Raw genomic sequence first — 26768 nt, 5'->3', positions numbered from 1 at the left:
TACAGCAAGCCAGCTCCCACAGGGGTTATGTACTCAGGTAATCGCCCCGATCTGCCACGGTACAAATTCGTTCTGACCGTACCCGTGCTGCTCACTTTTGCTGCGCTCGCCCGAAGCAATGCGCAGCATCATGCGGTAGATGTATTCGCCGCGTTCTTCGATGGTCATGCTGCCATCGGCTATGCCGCCGCAGTTCACGTCCATGTCTTCTTCCTGGGTTTCCCACAACCGGCTATTGGTCGCCAGCTTGATCGAAGGCGAGGGCGCGCAGCCATAGGCCGAGCCCCGGCCTGTGGTAAAGGCGATCAGGTTGGCGCCACCGGCGACTTGCCCGGTGGCTGAAACCGGGTCATAGCCCGGGGTGTCCATAAACACCAGGCCGTGGGCGCGGACCGTTTCGGCGTATTCATAAACGTCCACCAGATCACTGGAGCCAGCCTTGGCCACAGCCCCCAGGGATTTTTCAAGAATGGTGGTCAAGCCCCCGGCCTTGTTACCCGCCGACGGGTTGTTGTTGAGCTCGGCGTTCATTCGCTGGCAGTAGTCCTCCCACCAGTGGATGCGCCTGATCAGCTTCTCGCCCACCTCACGGCTGACGGCGCGGCGGGTAAGCAAATGCTCGGCGCCATAGATCTCCGGAGTCTCGGACAGAATGGCGGTGCCACCTGCGGCCACCAGCCGGTCGACCGCATTGCCCAGCGCCGGGTTGGCGGTGATGCCCGAGTATCCATCCGAACCCCCGCATTGCAGGCCGATAATCAAGTGGCTGGCGCTGACGGGCTGGCGCTGCACTTGGTTGGCCTGGGCCAGCAGGGACTTGACCTGCTCGATGCCGCTGGCGATGGTTTTCGAGGTGCCGCCCGTGCCCTGGATGGTGAAGGCCCGCAGGAACTCGCCTTTTTCCAGCCCTTGGGCCGCCAGCAAATCGGCGATCTGGTTGGTTTCGCAACCCAGGCCGATCATCAGCACCGATGCGAAATTGGGGTGCACCGCATAACCGCCCAGTGTGCGCCGCAGCATCGCCAGGGCTTCGCCGCCGGGGTCCACGGCACAGCCGAAGCTGTGGGTCAGGGCAACAACCCCGTCGACATTGGGATAGTCGATCAGGGCTTGTGGATTGATATCCCGGCGGAAGTGATCGGCGATGGCCTTGGCCACGGTCGCCGAGCAGTTGACCGACGTCAGGATGCCGATGTAATTGCGGGTGGCGACCCGGCCATCGGGTCGCACGATGCCCATGAAGGTGTCGCTGGTCTGCGTGCCGACACCGCGGGCGTCGACACCAAAGGCGTAATCGCGGGCGAAGTCGCCCATCACCAGATTGTGCACATGCACATGCTCCCCGGCCCTGATCGGCTGGCTGGCGAAGCCAATGATCTGACCGTAGCGGCGCAGCGGCTGACCGGGCTCGATATCGCGGGTCGCAATCTTGTGCCCGGAGGGAATCGGATTCAGCGCCACCAGCCCTTCAGCTTCCAGCACCAGGCCCTGGGGCACGGGTTGGCGGGCGATCAGCACATCGTCCAGCGGGTTGAGGCGGATCACGGCATTGGCAGCATTTTCGCTGCCTGTTTTAGTTATCAATTGCATCACGGTTACCCCAATAGAGCGCAGTGGCTCAGGCCAGTCCGCGTTCACGGTAGTCAATGAGGGAAGAAAACAGCATCAGGCCGAACGCCATGACCACAAAAAAGATCAGCGCCAGGAAATACGATCCGGTGAATTGCACGATCAGGCCGATCAGGATGGGCACGATAACCCCGACCATATTGCCGCAGAAGTTCATGCTGCCACCCAGTACACCGGCTTTGGATTTGCCGCCCAGAATGGCCGGCAGGCACCAGTACATGCCGCACCAGCGGATGAAAAACAGCGCCACACAGAGCAGGGAAATCACGGTGACGGCGTCCGGTGTGTAAGCCACCAGCAGGATGCACAACGCTGCAATGGCCGCCGAACCGCCAAACATGCAACGCATCACCTTGTTGGGTGCGCCGCCTGCGTCTTTCCATTTGTCTGCCAGCCAGCCGCCAAAGATTTCGCCGATAAAACCGCACATGAAGATCAGAAAAGTAGCGCCGCCCATGGCCTTGATATCCAGGTTGTGGGCCTTGTGCAGATAGCTCGGCATCCAGGTCAACAGGCCGTAGAACACACTGTTGTAGCAGGCGTACCCGGCAAACATGGCCAGTACCGAGCGGCTTTTGAGCAGGTCCTTGAGGATGGCCTTGCGTTCGCCGTGGGTGCGGGCCGCTTCGGCATTGGCGTCGGTGATGTAAGCCAGTTCGGCCGCGTTGACCTTGGGGTGCTCGGCCGGGCTGTTGCGGATGTACCACCAGGCCCAGACACCGACGATCATGGTGCCGACCCCGGCAATCACGAATGCAATCCGCCAGGAGTCAAACCAGGTAATCAGCCCGGCGATGATGATGGCGCCGAACGCCGTCCCCAGTGGGGCTCCGCCATCCACCAGGGTCGCGCCGCGGCCACGTTCGTTAGGCGTTAGCCAGGCCCCGTTCAACTTGGCGCCGGCGGGCATGATCGGTGATTCTGCAACCCCGAGGCCGATACGGGTGGCCAGCAGTGTGATCCAGCTATGGGCGCCGCCTGCTATGGCTTGAAAAAAGCCCCAGCCCACGGTGGCAACGCCGACGATATTGCGCACTTGAAAGCGGTCCAGCAGCATCCCGCCGGGGATCTGCATCAATGCGTAAGACCAGAAAAACGCACTGAGCATCAAGCCTTCCAGGGCCGGCGTCATTTCAAACTCGGAGGAAATCAGCGGCATGGCCACCGACAGCGAAGCGCGGTCGATGTAGTTGATTGCCGACAACAGCAGCAGGATCAGGAATATGCGCCAGCGCACAGTGGTGGGACGCGAGGCATCAGCGTGATCGGCCACCGTTGACGACGCAGACACCGAAGTTTTGATGTTCATACCTGTCTCGTTTCTTATATTTTTTATTAAACGGGGCGGGTCTGTTGCCAGACCCGCAAAACGCTTTACAGCGGTTTGACCTTGCCGGCGGGCAGCTCGGCGGTGCCGGCCTGAATGCCATTGATCAGTGGCTCGCCAAACTCGGCCATGCTGATTTCGAACCGGTCGCCTTCGCGGGTTTGGATGTTGTCGGCGAAGGACAGGGTGGCGGTGCCGAAGAAGTGCACATGCACATCGCCCGGGCGCAGGAATTGCGCATATTTGAAGTGATGGTATTCAAGGTTTTCGAGGCTGTGGCACATGTTGTCCTCGCCGCTGAGGAACTCTTTTTCCCAGATCACTTCATCGCCTCGCAGGATGCGGCTCATCCCGCTCAAATGACGCGGCAGCTCCCCGACCCGCAATTCCGGGCCATAGCTGCAATTGCGCAACTTGGAATGGGCCAGGTACAGGTAATTGCGCCGCTCCATGATGTGGTCGGAAAACTCATTGCCCAGGGCAAAACCAACCCGGTACGGTTTACCGTCTTCGCCGACCACATACAGGCCGGTCAGCTCGGGCTCTTCGCCTGCATCCTCGGCAAAAGGCGGCTTGTCAAAGGCCGCGCCGGGGCGTACCACAATCGAGCCGTCGCCCTTGTAGAACCACTCCGGCTGGACCCCCGGGGTGCCCGCGGGCGGACGTCCACCTTCGATTCCCCACTGAAAAATCCGTGCGGTATCGGTCATTGCTGCCTGCTCACCGGCGTTTTTCTGGTGCATCTTGTCGCGGGTCGAAGCGCTGCCCAGGTGGGTCAGGCCGGTGCCGCTGACCAGGCAATGGGCCGGGTCCTGGTGATCAAGTGGCGGCAAGACCCGGCCTTCGTGCAAGGTCTGGCGATAACTGTGCGGGCTTGGGTCGGTGCCGCGTTCCAGCACTTCTTCAACCAGACCATGGCCTTTGGCAATCGCGCCGAGCGCCAGCTCCCGGGTCGTGTAGGTGGCCCGCACCACATGGATTTCATCGCCTTCAATAACACCGACGTGTCGCGTGCCCTGGGTGGTTTCAAACTGGATTAGACGCATGGAGTGAGCTCTTCGCAGATTATTTTTATCGCGAGCCATAACGGCTCTTCTGGCGCTCACTTTAATTTTTGTCAGGGATGCTGCCTAATGACAGATGCTGATTGAGCGATAACCATTAGTCATCCCCCTATGCTGCCATCCCTCACTACCATCATTTCCCGGCTGCGCCTCAAGCAACTTCGATTGCTGATTGCGCTGGACGAACACGGCTCCCTGCACAAGGCGGCCGAATCCGTGGCGATCACCCAGCCCGGTGCGACCAAGGCGCTGCATGAAATTGAATCGACCCTGGGTTCAACCCTGTTCGAGCGCACGACCAAAGGCCTGACCCCCAACGACCTGGGGCGCTGCGTGATCCGTTATGCGCGGCTGATTCACACTGACGTGGCCCATCTGCGTGAAGAAATGCTTGGCATCATGCAAGGCCACGGCGGTCGCCTGTCGGTGGGGGTGATCATGGGTGCGGTGCCGGTGCTGGTGGAATCCCTGGCGCGCTTGCGGGCCAGGCAACCGCAACTGTCGGTAGAAATCGTCGAAGACACCAGCGCCCGCTTGCTGGCACTGCTCGACGAAGGGCGGCTGGACCTTGCTCTGTGTCGAACCAGCGTCAGCCAGAACCCGGCAGCCTATGACTGCACCCTGCGTGATCAGGAGCCGCTGGTGGTGGTCGCCAGCCCCCGTCATCGCTTTGCCGGTCGGCCGTTGCTGGCGTTGAGTGAACTGGCAGCTTCAGCGTGGGTAGTGTTCCCGGTCAACATGCCGATGCGCCTGACCCTGGAGCGCGAGTTCAGAGAAGCGGGGCTTAATTTCCCTACTTACCCGATTGAAACCTCATCCACTTTCACCACGCTCTCATTGCTGCTGCAAGATCCGGAACTGGTGGCCGTCATGCCGGTGGATGTCGCGCAGATGGCGGTTGCCCACGGCATGCTGGTGCATTTGCCCCTTGAACTGAAATCCCGTAATGAGCCCTATGAAATCGTCACTCGCCATGGCATTGCGCTCACGGCCCCGGCCCGGTTGCTGGTGGAAGAACTGACTCTGCAAAAACAGAGCGCGGCGCTTTGAAAAGCTCGCGAGGCAAGCTCGCTCCTACAGGCCGTGGCACTCTGTAGGAGCGAGCTTGCCTCGCGAGCACTTTCAATGCGCAATGTCGCTGCGCATGGCATCCCAGGCGCTCATCACCTGAGTGATAGCAGCTTCCATCACGCCATGGTCTACACCATCTCTGGCCAGGGTGGTAAGCCCCAGCAAAAAGCTTTCAAACACCGTGGCCAACGCCACGGGGCTGGTCTGCGCCAGCAATTCCCCCGAGGCCATGCCGCGCTCCACACAGGCAACAAACCCGGCCCGGTTGCGCGCCCGGGCTGCGGCGAGCGGGGCGCAAATGGCGATGGCTTCAGCCGAGCTGGCACTCATTAGCCCCAACGCCACCAGGCAACCACGGGGGTGACCGTCCTCGCATTGCATTCGGGCAGAACCACGTAATGTCCTTTCAATCGCCTCGCGCGCCGGCAACTGCAGGTCGAACAGGCTTGCGGTGACTTGGCCGTGGGTGTTCAGGTAGCGCTCCATGACCTCCTTGAACAAGGCTTCCTTGGAGCCGAAGGCCGCGTAAAAACTGGGCGCGGAGATGCCCGAGCCGATGTTCGCCTTGAGCTGGCTCAGTGAAGTCGAGTCGTAGCCATGTTCCCAGAACAGGTGCATGGCCTGAGTGATTGCCGCGTCGCGGTCAAATGTACGCGGGCGTCCCATCTGTGCCATTTCAGTCTCCTCGGTGACAGGACTTAAATACTATTCGATACAAAAGTCGTTGACCAACACTCTTTTACAGGCCTACATTTGTACTCATCGATACATAACTAACAAGGCTGGAACAAGCGATGGCGCTACTACAAAGCAGCACTGAACGATTACCCATGGGGGCACTGCTTGCGCTGGCCATGACCGGCTTCATTTGTATCGTGACCGAGACCTTGCCTGCGGGTTTGCTGGCGCAAATCAGCAGCGGTCTTGAGGTTTCATCTTCACTGGCCGGGCAGATGGTTACGGTTTATGCGCTGGGATCCCTGCTGGCCGCCATCCCGCTGACCATTGCCACCCAGGGCTGGCGTCGGCGCCATGTGCTGCTGTTGACGATTGTCGGCTTCCTGCTGTTCAACTCCATTACCGCCTGGTCTTCCAGTTATGGCATGACCCTGGTTGCGCGCTTTTTTGCCGGTGCCTCTGCAGGTCTGGCCTGGAGTCTGCTGGCGGGATATGCCCGGCGCATGGTGGCACCGCACCTGCAGGGGCGGGCGATGGCAGTGGCCATGGTCGGCACGCCGATTGCGCTCTCGCTTGGCGTGCCGTTGGGCACCTGGTTGGGCGCGCTGGTGGGCTGGCGCACGGCCTTTGGCCTGATGTCGGGTTTGACCCTGGTGCTGATGGTCTGGGTGCTAGTCAAGGTGCCTGATTATCCGGGGCAGTCGGCCTCGCAACGCATAGGTCTGCGGCAGGTGCTGCTGACGCCGGGAGTGCGCTCAGTACTTGGCGTGGTAATGACCTGGATGCTGGCGCACAACATTCTCTACACCTACATCGCACCTTTCGTAGCGCCCGCAGGTCTGGGCAATGACGTTGATATCGTGCTGCTGGTCTTCGGCCTTGCGGCGCTGGCGGGGATCTGGCTGACCGGGCGCCTGGTAGATCGGCACTTGCGCAAAGCAGTGCTGGCGAGCCTTGGAACATTCGCTGCGATCGCACTGGTATTTGGTTTTTTTGCTCAATCAGCCACGGTGATATACGCCGGGGTGCTGGTATGGGGCTTGTCGTTTGGCGGTGCTGCGACCCTGCTGCAAACAGCATTGGCAGACTCTGCAGGCGAGGGCGCCGATGTTGCGCTGTCATTGAACGTAGTGGTCTGGAACAGCGCCATTGCGATCGGCGCATTGACCGGTGGCGTGCTGCTGGATCAAATCGGGGTAGGCATCTTTCCATGGGTATTGCTGGTGCTGTTGCTGGCGGGCCTGTGGATTGTATTCAGCGCCCGCAACCACGGTTTCCCCGAAGGTCAGCGCCAATCGCCAGACTTCTCGTAGCTGAGGATTACGATCGCTGCGCGACCGGACGTAGCCTTCGGCAACTGCTACGAAAAACGGGTATCCCCGTAGCAGCTGACGAGTGAAACGAGGCTGCGTCCGCGTGGTACGGCACTCCGGCGAGTCCGGCGTGTGCTGTGGATTACGATCGCTGCGCGACCGGACGTAGCCTTCGGCAACTGCTACGAAAAACGGGTATCCCCGTAGCAGCTGACGAGTGAAACGAGGCTGCGTCTGCGTGGTGTGGCACTCCGGCGAGTCTGGCGTGCGCTGTGGATTACGATCGCTGCGCGACCGGACGTAGCCTTCGGCAACTGCTACAAAAAACGGGGGTTTGGTGGCCAACGTTCAGGCACGCTGCTGTTTGCCAGGCAACAGTTGCCACACAGACTGTTGCCCTGCCAACTCCCTGTTTTTGCTATAAAACATAAGCCATTGATTTATAAGTAAAAAATACCTGGCATGGATTCTGCTCCTGCTCTGTTACCGGTTGTCCCTGCCGACAACCCAACATGTGTAAAGAGTGAGAAATCCATGCCGTATAACCCTGCCGATGCTCCGTATCCACTTTCCGTTGCCGATGCCCATGTGATCCGCACGGATGCCGAAGCCATTGATGTTGCCCATAAAGTGGCGGCATTTTTGCTGGAGGGTGACGCTGAGCGTGACCGGCTGCGTCAGGTGCCCGCCGAGGTGGTCGACGTGTTTTCCAATAGCGGCCTGTGGGGCATCACCGTGCCCGCAGAGTTTGGCGGGGCGCAGGTGTCTTACGCCACGCTGGCCGAGGTGATCACCATTATTTCCGCTGCCGATGCGTCCCTGGGGCAGATCCCGCAGAACCATTACTGCCTGCTCGAAGATATTCGCCTGCAAGGCACTGACGAGCAAAAGGCCTGGTTTTTTGACCTCGCGCTCAAGGGCAATCGCTTTGCCAATGCGATCTCGGAAACCGGCGGCAAAACCGTTCAGGATATTCAGACCCGCTTTGTCGAGGATGGCGAGCAGGTGCTCATCAATGGCCGTAAAGGCTATTGCACCGGCTCGCTTTATGCCCACTGGCTCGGGGTGCTGGCGCTGGATGGCGCGGACAAGGCCCATCTGGCTTTCGTGCCGCGTGCCACTCCCGGGCTGACGGTGGTGGATGACTGGTCCAGCATCGGCCAGCGCAACACGGCCAGCGGCACGGTGTTGTTAAAGGATTTACGGGTGCCGCAGTTCAACGTTTTCAAGACTTATCGCTCGTATGAGCATCCGACGCTGGCAGGCCCATTTGCGCAAATCACCACCGCCGCGATCGACGCCGGTATTGCCCGCGCCGCCCTGCGCGACACCCTCAGTTTTGTCCGCGAGCACGCCCGGCCATGGATCGACTCGGGCCTGGACAAGGCCAGTGACGACCCGCTGACCATCATCCAGATCGGCAAGCTGAGTATCCAGCTGGACGCGTCTGAAGCCTTGCTCGAACGCGCCGGCAAGGTCATGGACAGCGTGCGCGAAGTGCCGGGTGAAGACGGTGTGGCGCGCGCATCGGTGGCGGTGGCCAAGGCCAAGGTGCTGACCACTGAAATCGCTCTGGAAGCCAGCACCCGCTTGTTTGAGCTGGGCGGTACGCGCTCGTCCCTGGCCCACCATAACCACGACCGTCACTGGCGCAATGCCCGGGTCCACACCCTGCATGATCCGGTGCGCTGGAAATACCACGTGGTGGGTAACTGGCTGTTGAACGGGGTCAATCCGCCCCGTCACGACTGGTCTTGAGCGTGGGCGCCTTGCTGATCAACCTCAACTGGCCGGAAATCGGCCGGGCCTGTCTCGATACCCTGAGCATGCTCGGCGTGGCCCTGGGTTTTACCCTGTTGCTGGGCTTGCCGCTGGGGGTGTTGCTGTTCCTCACCGGCAAGCAGCAGCTGCACGCCAGACCCGGCCTGTACCGGCTGCTATCGGTGCTGGTGAATATCCTGCGCTCGCTGCCATTCATCATCCTCCTGATTTTGCTGATCCCGCTGACCGCCTTGCTCACCGGGACTTCCCTGGGTGTGAAGGGCGCCATCCCGCCACTGGTGGCGGGCTGCACGCCGTTCTTTGCACGACTGGTGGAAATCGCCCTGCGGGAAGTCGATCACGGGGTGGTGGAGGCGACTCAGGCCATGGGCGCCAGCACCTGGCAAGTGATCCGCCACACCCTGCTGCCAGAGGCGCGGCCCGCGCTGATCGCAGCCGTCACCGTGACGGCCATCGTGCTGGTGGACTGCACCGCGATGGCCGGAGTCGTAGGCGGCGGTGGCCTGGGAGACCTGGCGGTGCGCTTCGGTTATCAGCGCTTTCAGACTGACGTGATGGTGGTCACCGTGGCGTTGCTGGTGTTGTTGGTGCAGGGCCTGCAAATCAGCGGCGACCGCCTGGTGCTGCGTTATAGCCGTCGCTGAGACGGCCAATTTCTTACTGTTCGGAGTGTATGTAATGAAAAAGCTGTTTGCCCTTGTGGCCGTGCTTGCTGCTTTTACCGCCCAGGCGAACGAGAAACTGGTGGTCGGTGCCAGCCCGGTGCCCCATGCCGAGATTCTTGAGTTCGTCAAACCGCAACTGGCCCAGGAGGGGGTTGATCTGGATATCAAAGTGTTCAGCGATTTTATCCAGCCCAACGTGCAGTTGGCGGAGAAAAACATCGACGCCAACTACTACCAGTACCGACCGTTTCTGGATGAGTTCAACAAAACCCGGCACACCGATCTTGTGCCGGTGACGGGCGTGCACATCGAACCATTCGGTGCCTATTCGACCCGGATCAAAAACATCTCCGAGCTTAAGGATGGCGCCTCCGTGGCCATCCCCAATGACCCGGTGAACGCCGGTCGCGCACTGGTGCTGCTGGACGAAGCGGGGCTGATCAAGCTCAAGGACCCGAGCAACACACTGTCGACCACCCGCGACATCGCCGAGAACCCCAAACACCTGAAAATCCGCGAGCTGGAAGGGGCATTGCTGGCCCGTGCAGTGAACCAGGTCGACCTGGCTTTCGTGTTCGCCAACTACGCCCTGGAAGCCGGTATCGACACCAACAGCGCGCTGATTGTCGAGAAGGGCAAGGACCTGTATGTCGAATACCTGGTGGCCCGTCCGGACAACATCGATAGCCCGGCCATCCAGAAACTGGCCAAGGCACTGAACTCACCGCAAGTGCGCGAGTTCATCCTCACGCGCTACAAAGGTCAGATCGTTCCGGGCTTCTAAGGCACCTGGCGGCGGTACCCCTCGAAGAACTCGGGAGTGTCGTAGATGTTCAAATGCACATACACCGCAAAATCACTGTAGGAGCGAGCTTGCTCGCGAGCTCTTTGAACATCAACAGCTCGCCAGCAAACTCGCTCCAGCAGAGGATCTGCGCTGTTGCCTGGCCAACAATAGATACACAGACTGTGCAGCCCTCAACAACGCTGGCCGCTCAATGGGCCCCGGGACACAAGCTTGAGCACCGTGGCATGTTAGCTGCAAGGACCAGGCCCCGGCTTCAAAACTCAATTAAAGGATCACTCATGCGTTACCGCCAACTGGGCAGCAGCGACATCAAGGTCAGCGTCATCGGGCTTGGGACCATGACCTGGGGTCATCAAAACAGCGAAAGCGATGCCCACCAGCAGATCGAGCTGGCGCTGGCAGAAGGTGTCAATCTGATCGACACCGCCGAGATGTACCCCACGCCGACCCATGCCGATACCTGGCGTACCACTGAACGCTATATCGGCAACTGGCTGGCACGCAGCGGTCGCCGGGACGACGTGGTGCTGGCCAGTAAAATTGCCGGCCCCGCCCGCGAACCCGGCGGGCAGTTGCACATTCGCGACGGCCTGACCCGCCACGACCGGCGCAATATTGTCGAGGCGCTGGACGGCAGTCTCAAGCGTCTGAATACCGACTATCTGGACCTCTATCAATTGCACTGGCCGGACCGGGCGACCAATTTTTTCGGTCTGCGCGAGTATCCGTATGTTGAGGACAACCAGAGCGTGGCCATTGAAGAAACGCTGTCGGTGCTGGCCGAACAGGTCAAGGCCGGCAAGATCCGGCACATTGGCGTGTCCAACGAAACCCCCTGGGGCGTGGCCGAATTTATCAAGCAGAGTGAGCGCCTGGGTTTGCCGCGCATTGTCAGTGTGCAAAACCCCTACAGCTTGATCAGCCGTTTGTACGAGGGCGGGCTCTCGGAGTTCAGCCACCGCGAAGGCGTAGGGCTGCTGGCGTATTCACCCCTGGCATTCGGCTCGCTGACCGGCAAATACCTGGGCGGTGCGCGTCCCCAGGGCTCGCGTCTGTCGTCGGTGTACCGCACGTTCACCCGCTATGACGGCCCGGAGGTAGACCAGGCCGTCAGCGGTTACCTGCAGATCGCCAGAGAGCACAACTTGAGCCCGGCGCAACTGGCCCTGGCTTACGTCATCAACAAACCCTTTGTGGCCAGTGCTCTGACGGGCCAGACCAGCCTCGCCCAGTTACGCGAAAACCTCGGCGCGCTGCACATCACCCTGGATCAAGAAATCCTGGCCCGGATCGAGGCCGTGCATCAGCGCACACCCAACCCTGCGCCGTAGGAGTACGACTGATGCCCAAGCAACTGCACGTCAATCTGTTTGAAATGAACTGTGTGAGCCATATCGTCCACGGGCTGTGGGTGCATCCCGAGAACAACCGGCACCGCTTCAACGATCTGGACTACTGGACCGAACTGGCTCAATTGCTGGAGTACGGCACCTTCGACGGGGTGTTTCTGGCGGATGTGATTGGCACCTACGATCAATTTCGCGATGGCCCGCAAACCGCATTGCGCGAGGCCATGCAAATCCCCAGCAATGATCCGTTGATGGTGATTCCGGCCATGGCGGCGGTCACCAAAAACCTCGGGTTTGGCGCTACCTTTTCCACCACCTACGAGCCGCCATTTGCCTTTGCGCGACGCATGAGCACTCTCGATCACCTGACCAAAGGCCGGGTGGGCTGGAACATCGTGACCTCTTATCTGCCCAATGCAGCGCGCAATTTCGGGCATGCCACAGAGGTGGTGCATGACCACCGCTACGAGATCGCCGACGAATATCTGGATGTGCTTTACAAGTTGTGGGAGGGCTCCTGGGACGATGACGCGGTGATCCAGGACCGCGAGCAACGGATCTACACCGACCCGGCCAAAGTGCGCTATATCGATCACGTCGGCGAGCATTTCAAAGTCGCCGGGCCTCATTTGTGCCAGCCTTCGCCCCAGCGCACCCCGGTGCTGTTCCAGGCCACCGGGTCAGCGGCGGGTATCGAATTTGCCGGGCGTCACGCTGAAGTGGTGTTCACCGGCGGTATCGACACGGCGGCGGTACGCGCCAATATCCAGGCCATGCGCAGCAAGGCGATCGCCCATGAGCGTGACCCGGCGGGGTTGAAATTCATCGTCATGGCCGGGGTGATCGTTGGCCGTACCGACGAAGAGGTCAGCCGCAAACTCGACAGCTATCGCCAGTTGATGAGCGTTGAAGCGTCCCTGGCCCATGCCCAGTCGGCGGTTGATTTGACGGCTTACCCCGGCGATGCCCTGATCAGCGATTTGATCCGGCTTGAGGTCAAGGGCTGGCAGAGTTTGCAGCGCTACAAACCCGAGTGGACGATAAGCACCGTACTGGCTCAGTTTTCGGGTTTTAACCGTGAGCGTTTTTTCGTTGCCGGAACCCCGACCCTAGTCGCCGACCAGATCGAAAAGTGGCTGGATGAGGACGGCATCGACGGGATCAATTTGCGTCAGTACCTGTCCTTTGAAACCGCGCGCGATTTCATTGAACTGGTGGTGCCGGAGTTGCGCCGTCGCGGACGTTTTCGCGAGCGCTACAGCGACGGTGAAACCCTGCGCGAACGCTTGTTCGGTGCAGGGCAGGCGCGCTTGCCGGATGATCATTTCGGCGCCCGATACCGCGACCCGGCAGTACTGCGCCAACCGGCGCAGCCGTTGCGTTTTTGATCCGAAATTTGGCCCTGCACAATCATTGCGGGAGCTGGCTAGCGCAGCGATCGTAATCCTCGGTGCATGCGGACGCAGTCTCGTTGCACTCGCCAGCTGCTACAAGAGCTGACCGTTTTTCGTAGCAGTTGCCGCAGGCGACGTCCGATTGCGCAGCGATCGTAATCCTCAGTGCATGCGGACGCAGTCTCGTTGCACTCGCCAGCTGCTACAGGAGCTGAGCGCTTTTCGTAGCAGTTGCCGCAGGCGACGTCCGATTGCGCAGCGATCGTAATCCTCGGTGCATGCGGACGCAGTCTCGTTGCACTCGCCAGCTGCTACAGGAGCTGACCGTTTTTTCGTAGCAGTTGCCGCAGGCGACGTCCGATTGCGCAGCGATCGTAATCCTCGGTGCATGCGGACGCAGTCTCGTTGCACTCGCCAGCTGCTACAGGAGCTGACCGTTTTTCGTAGCAGTTGCCGCAGGCGACGTCCGATTGCGCAGCGATCGTAATCCTCGGTGCACGCGCACGCAGTCTCGTTGCACTCGCCAGCTGCTACAAGAGCTGACCGTTTTTCGTAGCAGTTGCCGCAGGCGACGTCCGATTGCGTAGCGATCGTAATCCTCGGTTCACGCGCACGCAGTCTCGTTGCACTCGCCAGCTGCTACAAGAGCTGACCGTTTTTCGTAGCGGCAACTGTTGGCTCACCAACAGTTGCCGCACAGAGTGTTGGTTTTACCCCTGCAGCACCCCGCGTTTTCCCCCTGTTTACTGGCCGAAAAAATCGGCATGGCTTGTGCAATAGCCCTGTTCCCGGACTTTAGGCAGTAAGCCCCATGCTCGAACTCTCGCCCCATTTGCGATCTCAAGGCCGACGATCCAGGTCGCTGCTCAAGAGCACTCCCCTCATTGGCCTCGCTGCCCTGTGCAGCCTGCTGATCGGCTGCGGCCAGGATGCATCGATGGTCGCGCGCAGTGACAAACCGGTCAGCGGCGGCACGCTGGTGTACGCCACGGACCGTGAACCCACTTGCCTGGACCCCCATGTCAGCGGCGACATGCCGCAAGTGTTTATCGGCCAGCAGTATCTCGACTCGCTGGTGTCAATGGACGAGCAGGGGCAAATAGGGCCGTGGCTGGCCAAGGGCTGGGAGGTCTCGGCCGACGGTCTGGTTTACACCTTCCACCTGCGCAATGACGTGCACTTCACCGACGGCACGCCATTCAACGCAGCGGCGGTCAAGGCCAACCTCGACCACATGGCCAATCCGAAAACCCAGTCCAGTACCGCCGGTGGCTACATCCGCCAATACCGCAGCACCGAGGTGCTCGATGACTACACGGCAGTGGTGCACCTGGCCACACCCTATGCCGCATTTCTGGAGGTGCTGGCGCAAGGCTTTCTCGGCATTGAGTCGCCCACGGCATTGCTCCGCTCTCGTGACCAGAACTGTGAAAGCCCGGTGGGCAGCGGCCCGTTCAAGATCGTCAAGTGGGACCGCCAGAGCCAGGTCGAACTGGTACGCAACCCCGATTACAACTGGGCGCCACCCACCGCCAAGCATCAGGGCCCAGCATGGCTGGAGCGCATTGTGTGGAAGTTCATTCAGGAGCCATCGGTGCGGTTTGCCTCGCTGCAGGCCGGCGAGGTCGACGTGATTGAGGCGCTGCCGCCTGAGTCCCATGAAGCGGCGCGGCGCAATCCGGACTTGACCATGCTGGTCGCCCTGCGTCCGGGCAATCCCACCAACGGCACGCTGAATATCACCCGCGCTCCCTTCGATAACGTGAACGTGCGTGAAGCCTTTGTGCGCAGCGCCGATGTCGAGGGCGCCCTGAAAAGCGTGTACTTCAATGAGTTCCCGCGTGCCGGTGGCGCGCTGAGTTCGGCCACGCGTTTTTACAGCCCGGACTTTGAACATGCCCAGGACTACGACCAGGGCCGCGCCGCGCAGCTACTGGATGAAAGTGGCTGGACCGGGCGCGACGCCGAGGGCTATCGCACCCGTGACGGCAAACGCCTGCAGGTGCATGTGGTGATTGGCAACCGCACACCGCCCTCTGAACTGACGCTGTGGGAGCAAGTGCAGGCCACCACGCGCAAGGCCGGGTTTGAGCTGCTGATCGAGCAGATGAGCGATGTCCTGGCCACCCAGCGTCAGGCCGACTGGGACTACGACATCCGGGTTGGCTACTGGAACACCAACACCGCAGACGTGCTGCGGATTGTGTTCGGCTCAGAGTTCGTGCAGCCGGCAGGCGTCGGTGGCTACCACCAGAACACCGCCGGGTTCGCCAGCCCGCAGTTTGACGCAATCAACCAGCAAGCCCTGGCCACCCAGGACCCCGAACAGCGTCGAGCCCTGTACTACAAGACCCAGCAGATTGCTTCGCAGCAATACCTGCAACTGACCACCTACCCGCAAAGCTCGCGTCTGGGGATCTACAAAACCACCCAGGGCGTAAGGCTGGAGCCTTCGCTGGCGGTGACTTACCTGTATGACGCCTGGGTCAACAAATGAGAGGGGTAAACCAATGAGCGCAATCACATACTCCAGTCCACGGCACGAACGTTTGACCCGGCTGGCCCGTCGCGCGGCATGGCGTCTGGCAGGCGGGGTGCTGGTGCTGTGGGCCGTCGCGACCCTGACGTTCTTCGCCCTGCACCTGATGCCGGGTGATCCGGTGCTGGCCATTCTTGGCGGCGCCAGTGGCAACCCGACCGCAGAGACCATTGCTGAAGCCACCCGTGAGTTTGGTCTGGACAAGCCGTTGGCGGTTCAATATGCGCTGTACCTGGGGCGTCTGTTGCAGGGCGATCTGGGGATGTCCTACTCCCAGCACTTACCGGTCACGCGGGTGCTCGCCGAGCAATCCTGGGCGACGTTGCAGCTGACCTTCTGCGCCCTGGCGCTGGCCTGGCTGCTGGTCCTGGCGTTGACCGTGCTCACCGCCGGCCGTGGCCGCTGGGTGTCCAGCCTGGCCTCGCTGGCTGAAACCCTGGCCGCTGCCTTGCCGCACTTCTGGCTGGGTATTTTGCTGCTGGCGGTGTTCGCCTTCGGTTTGCGCTGGTTCCCCCCGGCCGGTAGCGATGGCTGGCGCACCCTGGTGTTGCCGGCGGTGGCACTGGCTATTCCGCTGGCCGGTTTTATCGCACAGGTCACCCGTGAATCCCTTGAGCTGACACTGGAACAACCCTTTGTCCTGACCGCCCGCACCCGGGGCCTGAGTGACACGGCCGTGCGCTTCAAGCACGCACTGCGCCATGCCGTGTTGCCCGGTATTTCGTTGTCTGGCTGGGCCATCGGTGCGCTGATCAGCGGCGCGGTGGTGATCGAAGTGATCTTTTCGCGCAAGGGCCTTGGCCGCCAGTTGTACCAGGCGGTGCAGGCGCAGGACTTGCCGCTGACCATCGGCATCAGTCTGGCGGTGGCCGCCGTCTATGTGCTGGCCAACATTGTGATCGATCTGCTGTACCTGTGGATCGATCCGCGCCAACAGGGGAAAACAGCATGAGCGAACTGACTTTCGACACCGTACTGCCCGCTGTGCGGGTGCAGCGCACAGCGTCAAGGGTGCGCCCCGGGCCCTTGCTGGCTGTGACTTTTCTGGCCTTTCTGATCATCGCGGCGCTGGTGCCGCAACTGTTCGCCCACAGCGACCCGTTAGCGATCGTTCCCCACGATGCCTTCCACCCGCCGGGCTGGGCGCACTGGTTCGGCACCGATCAATCGGGGCGCGATATTTTTTCGCGGGTGATCTACGGCACGCGCCAGTCCTTGTTTATCGGCCTGGCCGCCACGGCACTGGCCATGGGCATTGCGATCGTCCTGGGTTTGCTGGGCGGCCTGGGCGGCGCTTATCTGGACCGCGGCGTCGGCTGGCTGCTGGAGATCCTGTTTGCCTTCCCCAGCCTGGTGCTGGCGCTGCTGTTCGTGGCGATCTTTGGCAGTGGCGTCGGTCCCTTGATCGTCGCCACCGGGCTGGGCGGGGCGCCGGGCTATGCGCGCATGGTGCGCGGTCAAGTGCTGGCGGTGCGTAACGCCGGTTACATCGAAGCTGCCGTGGCCCTGGGGCATCCGACACGGCGGATCATCCTGCGCCAGCTGTTACCCAATGCCATGCGCCCACTGATCGTGACCCTGACCATGGGCGTCGGTCAGGCCATTGTCTGGGCTTCGGCCCTGAGCTTTCTGGGGCTGGGCGCACCGCCGCCCGCGCCGGAGTGGGGGACGATGCTGTCGATGGGGCGTGACTTTGTTGCCAATGCCTGGTGGCTGACATTCTTCCCCGGGCTGTTCATCGTACTGACCACGCTCTCGACCACGGTCGCCGGCCGCTATCTGCAACAACGTCTGGAGGGACGCCTGTCATGAGTGACAAACACTTGATCGTTGAGGGCCTGTCCATCGAATTCGACGGCCAGACCGTGGTGCACAACCTGTCGTTTACCCTGGCCCCGGGCAAGACCCTGGCGCTGGTGGGCGAGTCCGGTTCCGGCAAGAGCGTGACCGCCCGCAGCCTGATTGGCCTGGCGGGCGCCGGGGCGCGGGTGAGTGCGCGGACCCTGAGTTATGGCGGGCAGGATCTGCTGGGGTTGTCCGAGCGTGGCTGGCGCCGGCTGCGGGGCAAGGGCATTGGTTTCGTGCTGCAGGATGCACTGGTGTCGCTTGACCCCTTGCGTGCGGTAGGCAAGGAAATCCTCGAGGTGCTCAAGGCTCACAATTGGGGCGATCGCCGCAGTCGCGGCGAACGGGTTATCGAGTTGCTGGATAAAGTCGGTGTGCCCGAGCCCCGGTTGCGTGCCCGGCAACGTCCCGATCAGCTGTCCGGCGGCTTGCGTCAGCGGGCGCTGATTGCCAGCGCGCTGGCGCTGAGCCCGGGGCTGGTGATCGCCGATGAACCGACCACCGCACTGGATGCCACGGTGCAGGCGCAAATCCTCGAAGTGCTGCAGGAAATCAAGGCCCGCGGCGACTCGTTGCTGATCATCAGCCATGACCTGGCGGTGGTGGCGCAGCTGGCGGATGAAGTGCTGGTGCTGCGCCACGGCGTGACGGTGGAGCAGGGGCCAACGGAGCAGGTGTTGCGCAACCCGCATCACCCTTACACCCGGGCCTTGCTGGATGCAGTACCTGCCGAACATGCACGGGGTACGCGCCTGTCGCCGGGGCAGCCTGCAGTGAACGGGCTGCCCCGCTCGGGCGCTGACTCGCCTCTGCTGCTCAGGGCGAGCGGGCTGGGCAAACGTTATATCGGCCCTGATCATCAATCGCGGCAAGTGGTGGATGACGTCAGTTTTGAACTGCGGGCCGGGCGCACGCTGGGCATCGTCGGTGAGTCAGGCTCGGGCAAAACCACTGTCGCGCGCATGGTCCTCGGGCTGCTGGAACCGGACGCAGGGCGTGTCGAATTTCTTGGCCAGCCATGGACGGCGGCGGGCAGCGAGCGGGTCACGGAAAAACAGCGGCGCCTGCATCGACGGGATATCAGCGTCATCTATCAGGACCCGCTCAGCTCTTTCGATCCGCGCTGGAGCGTCGGCCAGATCCTTGCCGACGCGCTGGATGTGGCGGGGTTCCAGGCCGGGCAACACGCTGCGCGCATCAGCCAGCTGCTGGAACACGTGCGCTTGCCGGCCGAACTGGCCACGCGCCGTCCCTTGCAATTGTCGGGTGGTCAGCGTCAGCGCGTGGCGATCGCCCGGGCCATTGCCAGCAACCCCAAAGTGATTATTTGCGACGAGCCGGTGTCGGCGCTGGACGTATCGGTACAGGCGCAGGTGCTCGACCTGTTGGCGGACCTGCAAGCCAGCTTGGGGCTGGCGTATTTGTTTATCTCCCACGACCTGGGGGTGATCCGCCATGTCAGCGATCAGGTGCTGGTGATGCGTCACGGCAAGGTGGTGGAAAGCGCCCGGGTCGAGGACCTGTTTGACAACCCGCAGCATGAATACACCCGTCGCCTGCTGGGGGCTGTACCGCGCCTGCCCGGTGCCCAGGTGCAACTGGTGGTGCCGCCGCTGGAAGCCGAAAACACTGCGTGGCTGTTTGATGCATCACAGCTATGGAAAATCGCCATTTAAGCGCTATCAATGCAAGGAAATGCCATGAGTAAGCTGTTTGCTGTAACCGAACGTCCCGTTGCTACGGTGGCAGAACTCAATGCCCGTGCCGACCGCCTGTTGCCGGAGATTGGCCAGGGTGCGGCGTTACGCGAACGCGATCGGCTACTGCCGTTTGAGGCGGTGGCGCAGATTGCCAAAGCCGGCTTTTTTAGCGCCCGAATCCCGGTTCGCTATGGCGGCAGCGGCGGTTCGGTGAAAGAGGTGATTGAGTTATTGATCCGCATCGCGGCGGTGGACTCCAACGTTGCCCAGGCATTGCGCCCCGGCTTCGGCTTTGTCGAAGGGCTGCTGGCATCTCGGGCAGATGATGCCGAAGGCGAGCGCGAGCGCTGGTTCGAGCGCTACCTGCAGGGCGCGGTGATCGGCAATGCGGGTTGGGAGGTGGGCGGCGCCAATGGTTCGATCAGCGCCCGGATTGTGCGTGACGGCGAGCATTATCGGGCCACGGGCAACAAGTACTACAGCACCGGCTCGTTATACGCCGACTGGGTCAGTGCGGTGGCGCTGGATGAAAACGATCAGCCGGTATCGTTCATCCTGCCGCGTGACCGCCAGGGTCTGGAACTGCTGGACGATTTTGACTCCATGGGCCAGCGCCTGACCGCCAGCGGCACAACCCGTTTGAACAACGTACAGGTACTTGCACAAGAGATCCGCACCCGGACCGTGGAAGAGGGCAAGCGCACCATCGTTACTCCGTTTCTGCAATTGTTTTTGGCGGCGGTGCAGGCGGGTATTGCGCGCAATGCCCTGAACGATGCCGTAGCGTTTGCCAATGAGCATGCGCGGCCGATCAAGCACAGCAGCGCGACCCGCTCGGTTGACGACCCATACGTAGAGCTGAGCGTGGGCGATATCGCGGCCCGGGCTTTCACGGCTGAAGCGGTGGTGCTGCATGCGGCGCAATCCATCGACCGGGCGTGGGCGGGCGACCTTGATCCGCTATTGGTAGACCAGGCAGCGGTAGACGTTGCGCAGGCGCAATACATTGCTGCGGAGTCTGCGCTCAAGGCGGCGGAGCTGGTATTCGACGTGGGTGGCGCCTCGACCACGGGGCGGGCCCACAACCTTGACCGGCACTGGCGCAATGCCCGCACGGTGGCCAACCACAACCCCCGGCAATGGAAAGCGGCGGCGGTGGGGGCGTGGCAACTCAAAGGCACCCCGCCCCCGACTTCCGGGTTGTTCTGACGTTCAGATCCGACAAACATACCCCCCGTAGCAGTTGCCGCAGGCTACGTCCGGCGACGCAGTCGTCGCAAAATCAGCGATGGCGTTTAGCCGGATAGACCTGGTACTCAAGGTTTACGATCGCTTCGCAATCGGACGTCGCCTTCGGCAACTGCTACAGGAGCCAGTCACGACCTGGGTAGCGGTTGTCGCAGACATCGGCGATGGTGTTTAGCCGGATAGACCTGGTACTCAGGGTTTACGATCGCTTCGCAATCGGACGTCGCCTTCGGCAACTGCTACGGGAGCCAGTCACGACCTGGGTAGCGGTTGTCGCAGACATCAGCGATGGTGTTTTGCCGGATAGACCTGGTACTCAAGGTTTACGATCGCTTCGCAATCGGACGTCGCCTTCGGCAACTGCTACGGGAGCCAGTCACGACCTGCGTAGCAGTTGCCGCAGACATCGGCGATGGTGTTTAGCCGGATAGACCCGGTACTCAGGGTTTACGATCGCTTCGCAATCGGACGTCGCCTTCGGCAACTGCTACGGGAGCCAGTCACGACCTGCGTAGCAGTTGCCGCAGGCTACGTCCGGCGACGCAGTCGTCGCAAAATCAGCCTTCCCAGCCCCCTCCCAGTGCCGTCAACAATCCCACGCTGGCCTGCAGCTGGCGGGTGCGCAGGGCTTGTACCGCGCGTTGGGCCTGTAGCGCCGCGGTCTGTGCCGTGACCACATCCAGGTAGCTCACCGCGCCAGCCTCGTAGCTGTTGGTGGCCAGCGCCCGGGTGTGTTCGGCTGCATTGGCCGCCGCCTGTTCATCCAGACTCTGTTGCCTCAGATCACGTAACTGCGCCAGGTTGTCTTCGACTTCGCGCACGGCATGCAGCACCTGGCCGCGGTAGTGCGCCGACGCTTCTTCGAATTCGGCCCTGGCCTGGCGCTCTTCGGCATCCAGTCGGCCACCCTCAAAAATCGGCAGGCTGACCAGTGGCCCCAACGCCCAGAAACGATTGCTCGCCGACAATAAATTCCCGACGCCCTGGGTCTGTCCGCCCAGTAGTCCGGTCAGGCTGAAGTCGGGATACCAGGCGGCCTTGGCCACGCCGATTTGCGCATTGGCGGCAAACATCCGGCGTTCGGCCGCGGCGATATCAGGCCGGCGCTGCAACAAGCTGCCGGGCAGGTCAGCGGGTTGCTCTGGCAGACTCAGGGTCTGCTCGCTGGCCGGCAGGACAAAGTTGCTGGCCGGCTCACCCACCAGTTCGCCAATGGCGTGCTCGGTGAGGTTGCGCTGGCCGCGCACGTCGTCCAGTTGGGCCTCGGCTTCGGCCAGCTGGCTCTGGGCACGGGTCAGGTCAAGTTCGGAAGAAATCTGCCCCTGATAGCGGGCCCGGGTCAGTTGCAGGGCCTGGCTGTAATCATCCAGCGAACTGGACAGAATGCGCTGTTGCGCATCCAGACCGTCGAGCTGCACGTACAGGCTGGCAAGCTGGCGCTGCAAGCTCAGGCGGGCCACGGCCAGGTCATCTGCCGAGGCCTGTGCCCGGGCATCGCCCGCCACCACCTGGTTGCGGATTTTACCCCACAGGTCGAGATCGTAATTCAGCGCAAAGCCCGCGGTGTTGCTGTTGTACACCGCTGGCTGTTCCGTACCGCGCAACGGCCGGCTGTCCGACTGGCGCTGGCGCAGCGGTTGCCCGCTGGCGGTTATCTGTGGGAATAGCCCGGCATGCAGCTGGCTGGCGTACGCCTGGGCGCCATCGTAATGCGCCAGGGCTGCCGCCAGGTCCGGGTTGGCCTTGAGCAGGCGCTGCTGCAGTGAATTCAGGCGTTCGTCGTGATACAGCCGCCACCACTGGGGGGACAGTTGATCGGCCGGTTGCGCGCTGTGCCACGGGCCGTCGCTGCTTTGTTCGCGATAGTGCTGTGGCAGGTCCAGTTGCGGCGGCTTGTAGGCCGGTGCCAGCGAGCAGCCCTGCAACGCCAGGGCCAGCAACAGAGCGCCGCGTTTAAGCTTTGGCTGCATGGTTGGCTCCTGCATCGGCAAGTTTGACCGGGTCGCCTTCGCGCAGGGCATCGGGCGGGTTGTCGATCACGGTGTCGGCAGGTTTGAGCCCTTGGTCAATCACCAGACGGTCACCCAGGTCCAGGCCGATATGGATGCTTTGCATATGCACATGCCTGGCGCTGTCGAGTACCGCCACCTGGGTGCCCTGGGCGCGGAAGATCAAGGCGCTGGCCGGAATGCTGACGCCATGGGTGTCGGGCGGGATTGCCAGGGTTGCCTCGGCGTAGTCCCCGGGCATCAGCACATCGCCGGGGTTTTGTGCAACAAACTGGGCCATCAGGGTGCCCGAGCGCTGATCAATTGCGGCCGAGTTGCCGATCAGTTTTGCATTGAAGGTTTGTCCTGGATGTTCCGGCACGCTGAGCTGCACCTGCATGCCCGGACGAATCACGCTGGCGTAGTTCTGCGGCACCGGTACGTACAGGCGCAGTTGATGGGTGTCGGCAATGTCAAACAGTTCGGTGTCGCTGTCGGTATCGGCCTTGATCAGTTGGCCAATGTCGGTGTGGCGCGCGGTGACGGTCCCGGCGAAGGGCGCGCGAATGGTTTTGTAGTCTTCCAGGCTGCACAGGCGTGCGTAGTCGGCTTCGGCCGCCTGGGCATTGGCCCTGGCGGCGGCAGCGTTGGAGGCTTTCTCGTCGGCTTCCTGGCGCGAGACCGAATGACTGGCCAGCAGGTTTTGCCAGCGCGACGCGGTGGTGGCAGCGAGCTTGGCGTTGGCCTGTTCTTGCAGCATATGGGCGCGGGTTTGCGCCAGTTGCTGATCAAGGTCGGGGCTATCAATGACCGCCAGCACCTGCCCGGCTGTGACCTTGCTGCCAATATCGCTTTGCCAGCTTTTGAGGTAACCGCTGACCCGGGCATGGATCGAGGCCTTGCTCCAGGCTTGCAGATGCGCGGGTAAACGCAGGGTGTCGCCATGGGCATTTTGCTGCGGCTGGAACACGCTGACCACCGGCAGGGCAGCGACTTCGGTCCAGCTGGCGACCTCTTTTTCGTGGCGGCTGCGTGCCGCCAGCCCGTTGGCCACCAGCAGCGCGGCCAGGGTCAGGCCACCGATACCCAGGTACATCAAGCGCTTGCGCGAAGGTTTTTGATCAGACGACATGGGTGGTTTCTCCAGCTGCAACGCGATTTTTTTCACGGCCGTGCACCAGGCTGAACACCACGGGCACGAACAACAAGGTGGCAACGGTGGCCAGCATCAGGCCGCCAATCACGGCGCGTCCGAGCGGGGCGTTCTGTTCTTCGGAAAGGGCCAGCGGCAGCATGCCGATCATCATGGCCAGGGCGGTCATGCATACCGGCCGGAACCGGGTGTAGCCCGCTTCGAGCGCGGCCTTGAGGGCGTCGCCATGCTCAGCCAGCCGCTCGCGGCAGAAGCTCACCACCAGGATCGAGTTGGCAGTGGCCACCCCCATACACAAGATGGCCCCGGTCAGTGCCGGCACTGACAAGGACGTGCCGCTGAGGAACAGCATCCACACGATCCCGGCCAGCGCGGCGGGCAGGGCGGTGATGATCACGAACGGGTCCACCCACGACTGGAAGTTGACCACGATCAGCAGGTAGATCAGCACGACTGCGCCAAGCAGGCCCAGGCTCAAGCCGCTAAAGGCTTCATGCAGCGCGTCGATCTGGCCGTGCAGGGTGATGGTGGCGCCTTTGGGACGCAGGTCCGAAGCGCCATCAATCACTTTTTGCACATCGGCGGCCACTGAGCCCAAATCGCGGCCCTGAATGTTGGCGTACAGATCCAGGGTTGGCTCGATGTTGTAATGGGTGACCACCGCCGGGCTCTCGACCCGGGTGATGGTCGCCAGCCCGCCAAGGATTTGTGACTGGCCGTTGCTACCGGTCACCGGCAAGGCTTCCAGCGAGGGCAGGCTGTCCAGCCGGTATTGCGGAGTCGCGGCAACTACCCCGTAAGACACGCCGTTTTGCGGGTTGAGCCAGAAGGTCGGCGCCACCTGTGAACTGCCCGCCAGCGAGGCCACCATGCTGTTGGTGACATCACGTTCGGTAATTCCCAGGCCATTGGCCCGCAACCGGTCAACATTCACTTGCAGGGAGGGGTAGCCGACCGATTGCTGAATCCGCAGATCGGCAATCCCCGGCACATGTTGCAGGCGACGTTGCAGCTCCAGGGCATAGGTGCGGTTGGCCGCGTCGTCGCGGCCGGAGATTTTCACGTCCAGCGGAGCCGGGGCACCAAAATTGAGGATCTGGGTGCTGATGTCGGCCGGCATAAAGGCAAACTGGCTGCCGGGGAAGCTCTCGGGCAGGGCTTCACGCAAGCGTTTGACGTAGTCCGCGGTCGGGCTGTGGTCGGCCTTGAGGGTGACTTGAATATCGCCATCCTGCGGGCCGATGGTGCCGCTGCTGCTGTAGGCCATGTCGATGCCGCTCAGCGGAATCCCGATGTTGTCGATGATGGTGTCCAGTTGCTCGGCAGGGATGATTTCACGAATGCGCGACTCGATCCGGTCGAAGGCCGCGGCGCTTTCTTCAATGCGCGTGCCCAGCGGCAGGCGCACATGCAGCGCCAGAGCCCCGGCGTCGGTGGCCGGAAAGAAGTCCTGGCCCAGGCTCGGCAGCAGCACGAACGAGGCCAGCACGCAGGCCATGAAGCCCAGCAAAAAACGCTTGCGATGGGCCAGGGCCAATTCCAGCACGCCGTAATAAGCATCGCGCACGGCCGAGAAACGCCGCTCGAACCCTTGCTGGAAACTCAGCAGTGCCCGCACCGGTGCCGAATGCTGTGGGGTGTGCCGGTCGCCCTCGTGATGGTTGATGTAGCCATCCTCAGGGTGATGGCCTGGGCCTTGCTCCGGTACATGGGGCTTGAGCAGGAACATCGCCAGGGTTGGCACCAGGGTGCGCGACAGAATAAAGGAGGAGCCCATGGCGAAAATCACTGACAGGGCCATCGGCCGGAACAGGTAGCCGGCAATCCCCTGCAGCATGAACATCGGCACAAACACGATGCAGATACACAACAGCGAGACGAATGCCGGGCCGACGATCTGTTTGGCGCCATCGAGAATCGCATCACGCACCGACTTGCCTTGCTCAAGGTGCCAGTTGATGTTCTCGATGGTCACCGTCGCATCATCCACCAGGATCCCCACCGCCAACGCCAGCCCTCCGAGGGTCATGACGTTCAGGGTTTGCCCGCTGAGGGCCAGCAGGGCAATGGCCGAGAGCACCGCCAGCGGGATCGACACGGCAATGATCAGGGTCGAGCGCCAGCTGCCGAGGAACAGCAGAATCATCGCGCTGGTCAGCAGGGCGGCAATGATCCCTTCCTGGGCCACACTGCCCACCGACTGTTTGACGAACACCGAAGCATCCCCCAGCAGGGATGTTTTGAGTGAGGGCGGCAGGGTTTCGTTGATTCGCGGCAGCATCGAGCGAATGCCGTCGACGATCGACAGGGTCGAAATATTGCCGTTCTTCAACGCCGGCATCAGCACTGCCCGTTGCCCGTCCACCCGCACGATGTTGGTTTGCGGCGGCGAGCCGTCACGCACGTGGGCCACCTGGCCGATGGTAATCAGGGCGCCATTGACGGTCTTGATCGGCAGATCATTGAGCTCGTCGATGGCTTTGGGGCTGTTGTTGAGCAGTACCGTGTATTCATAGGTGCCGAGCTTGGCGGTGCCCACCGGGATGATCTGGTTTTGCGCTGCCAGTGCGTTGCCCACGTCCTGTGCCGACAAGCCTTTGGCTGCCAGGGCCTGGGGGTCGAGGTCGAGGGTGATCTGACGCTGTTTACCGCCCATGGGGGTCGGCATGGCCAGACCGGGCAGCGAGCTGAGGGGCAGGCGGATGTTGTTCTGCACCAGATCGCGGATCTTGGCTTCCGAGAGCGTGGGGCTGGAAAACGCCAATTGCAGGATCGGCACCGTGGAGGCGCTGTAGTTAAGAATCAGCGGCGGGGTGATCCCCGGCGGCATCTGTTTGAGTACGGTTTGAGACACCGCGGTCACTTGCGCGTTGGCGGTCCGGATATCGACGCCGGGCTGAAAGAAAATCTTCACGATGCCCATGCCGGGCAAAGACTGCGACTCGATATGTTCGATGTCGTTGACCGTGGTACTGAGCGAGCGCTCGTAGGTGTAAATCACCCGGCCCGCCATATCGGCCGGTGCCAGGCCGGTGTATTGCCAGACGACGGCGACTACCGGAATACCAATGTCAGGGAATACATCAGTGGGCGTGCGCACAGCTGCCAACGGCCCGATGATGCAGATGAAAATCGCCAGCACGATAAACGTGTAGGGCTTGTGCAGTGCGGTCTTTACCAGCCCGAGCATGCCTGAACCTCCGAGGAGTGGAATT

The 26768-nt window shown here is 61.9% G+C and carries 19 protein-coding genes; 12 read left to right on the top strand and 7 right to left on the bottom strand.

What is annotated here, in order from left to right:
* Window positions 1–33 precede the first annotated feature (33 nt).
* From ACP7BO_RS12100 to araD1, 3 genes are all read right to left on the bottom strand, one after another.
* Entirely contained in the window at window positions 34–1590 is a 1557-nt protein-coding gene (locus tag ACP7BO_RS12100; RefSeq protein ID WP_426210608.1) for a UxaA family hydrolase, read from the bottom strand.
* Window positions 1591–1618: 28 nt separating this feature from the next.
* Entirely contained in the window at window positions 1619–2938 is a 1320-nt protein-coding gene (locus ACP7BO_RS12095; RefSeq protein WP_426210606.1) for an MFS transporter, read from the bottom strand.
* A gap of 65 nt (window positions 2939–3003) precedes the next feature.
* On the bottom strand, window positions 3004–4002 hold the full coding sequence (gene araD1 / locus ACP7BO_RS12090) for an AraD1 family protein (protein WP_426210604.1): 999 nt from the start codon (window positions 4000–4002) through the stop codon (window positions 3004–3006).
* Between the two features lie 129 nt (window positions 4003–4131).
* On the opposite strand from araD1, the gene ACP7BO_RS12085 reads away from it, so the two are divergent.
* Window positions 4132–5070, top strand: coding sequence for a LysR family transcriptional regulator (locus ACP7BO_RS12085; RefSeq protein WP_426210602.1), 939 nt, complete (start codon window positions 4132–4134; stop codon window positions 5068–5070).
* 72 nt (window positions 5071–5142) lie between these two features.
* Here the strand turns inward: ACP7BO_RS12085 and ACP7BO_RS12080 are convergent, their stop codons facing one another.
* Window positions 5143–5766 carry a TetR/AcrR family transcriptional regulator gene (locus tag ACP7BO_RS12080; protein ID WP_426210600.1) on the bottom strand — a complete coding sequence of 208 codons (624 nt, stop codon included), beginning with the start codon at window positions 5764–5766 and terminating at the stop codon, window positions 5143–5145.
* A gap of 119 nt (window positions 5767–5885) precedes the next feature.
* On the opposite strand from ACP7BO_RS12080, the gene ACP7BO_RS12075 reads away from it, so the two are divergent.
* The 11 genes from ACP7BO_RS12075 to ACP7BO_RS12025 all read left to right on the top strand — a co-directional run bounded on the left by ACP7BO_RS12075 (window position 5886) and on the right by ACP7BO_RS12025 (window position 20373).
* Window positions 5886–7082: an MFS transporter gene (locus tag ACP7BO_RS12075; protein WP_426210598.1), complete on the top strand. Its 1197-nt coding sequence runs from the start codon at window positions 5886–5888 to the stop codon at window positions 7080–7082.
* Window positions 7083–7616: 534 nt separating this feature from the next.
* The gene (locus ACP7BO_RS12070; RefSeq protein WP_426210596.1) at window positions 7617–8840 is read left to right on the top strand and encodes an SfnB family sulfur acquisition oxidoreductase; all 1224 of its coding nucleotides are present in this window, start codon (window positions 7617–7619) and stop codon (window positions 8838–8840) included.
* Window positions 8841–8908: 68 nt separating this feature from the next.
* Window positions 8909–9508 carry an ABC transporter permease subunit gene (locus ACP7BO_RS12065; protein ID WP_397457211.1) on the top strand — a complete coding sequence of 200 codons (600 nt, stop codon included), beginning with the start codon at window positions 8909–8911 and terminating at the stop codon, window positions 9506–9508.
* A 34-nt stretch (window positions 9509–9542) separates the two neighbouring features.
* Window positions 9543–10313, top strand: coding sequence for a MetQ/NlpA family ABC transporter substrate-binding protein (locus ACP7BO_RS12060; RefSeq protein ID WP_397456334.1), 771 nt, complete (start codon window positions 9543–9545; stop codon window positions 10311–10313).
* Between the two features lie 302 nt (window positions 10314–10615).
* Complete coding sequence (locus ACP7BO_RS12055) at window positions 10616–11668, top strand: NADP(H)-dependent aldo-keto reductase (protein ID WP_397456336.1); 1053 nt, start codon at window positions 10616–10618, stop codon at window positions 11666–11668.
* An 11-nt stretch (window positions 11669–11679) separates the two neighbouring features.
* Window positions 11680–13074: an LLM class flavin-dependent oxidoreductase gene (locus ACP7BO_RS12050; protein ID WP_426210593.1), complete on the top strand. Its 1395-nt coding sequence runs from the start codon at window positions 11680–11682 to the stop codon at window positions 13072–13074.
* An 817-nt stretch (window positions 13075–13891) separates the two neighbouring features.
* Entirely contained in the window at window positions 13892–15577 is a 1686-nt protein-coding gene (locus ACP7BO_RS12045) for an ABC transporter substrate-binding protein (RefSeq protein WP_426210591.1), read from the top strand.
* Window positions 15578–15590: 13 nt separating this feature from the next.
* Complete coding sequence (locus ACP7BO_RS12040) at window positions 15591–16571, top strand: ABC transporter permease (protein WP_426210589.1); 981 nt, start codon at window positions 15591–15593, stop codon at window positions 16569–16571.
* A complete protein-coding gene (locus tag ACP7BO_RS12035; protein ID WP_073510709.1) occupies window positions 16568–17431 on the top strand; it encodes an ABC transporter permease in 864 nt (287 codons plus the stop codon). Before ACP7BO_RS12040 ends, ACP7BO_RS12035 begins: the two co-directional genes overlap by 4 nt.
* Complete coding sequence (locus ACP7BO_RS12030) at window positions 17428–19140, top strand: dipeptide ABC transporter ATP-binding protein (RefSeq protein ID WP_426210587.1); 1713 nt, start codon at window positions 17428–17430, stop codon at window positions 19138–19140. The genes ACP7BO_RS12035 and ACP7BO_RS12030 overlap by 4 nt, the downstream gene beginning before the upstream one ends.
* Before the next feature lie 24 nt (window positions 19141–19164).
* A complete protein-coding gene (locus ACP7BO_RS12025) occupies window positions 19165–20373 on the top strand; it encodes an acyl-CoA dehydrogenase family protein (protein ID WP_426210585.1) in 1209 nt (402 codons plus the stop codon).
* A 596-nt stretch (window positions 20374–20969) separates the two neighbouring features.
* On the opposite strand, the gene ACP7BO_RS12020 is transcribed toward ACP7BO_RS12025, so the two are convergent.
* The 3 genes from ACP7BO_RS12020 to ACP7BO_RS12010 are packed head-to-tail and all read right to left on the bottom strand — an operon-like array spanning window position 20970 to window position 26743.
* Window positions 20970–22382, bottom strand: coding sequence for an efflux transporter outer membrane subunit (locus ACP7BO_RS12020; protein ID WP_397456342.1), 1413 nt, complete (start codon window positions 22380–22382; stop codon window positions 20970–20972).
* Window positions 22366–23532 (bottom strand): efflux RND transporter periplasmic adaptor subunit, encoded by a 1167-nt coding sequence (locus ACP7BO_RS12015; RefSeq protein ID WP_426210582.1) that lies wholly within the window; start codon window positions 23530–23532, stop codon window positions 22366–22368. The genes ACP7BO_RS12020 and ACP7BO_RS12015 overlap by 17 nt, the downstream gene beginning before the upstream one ends.
* On the bottom strand, window positions 23522–26743 hold the full coding sequence (locus ACP7BO_RS12010; RefSeq protein WP_397456344.1) for an efflux RND transporter permease subunit: 3222 nt from the start codon (window positions 26741–26743) through the stop codon (window positions 23522–23524). Before ACP7BO_RS12010 ends, ACP7BO_RS12015 begins: the two co-directional genes overlap by 11 nt.
* Window positions 26744–26768 lie beyond the last annotated feature (25 nt).

It is taken from the genome of Pseudomonas sp. TWR2-1-1, assembly GCF_049897045.1.
In the GTDB taxonomy this organism is placed as follows: Bacteria; Pseudomonadota; Gammaproteobacteria; order Pseudomonadales; family Pseudomonadaceae; genus Aquipseudomonas; species Aquipseudomonas versuta.
The sequence above is the reverse complement of the archived record's forward strand: the minus strand, read 5'-3'. Positions and strand labels throughout refer to the sequence as shown.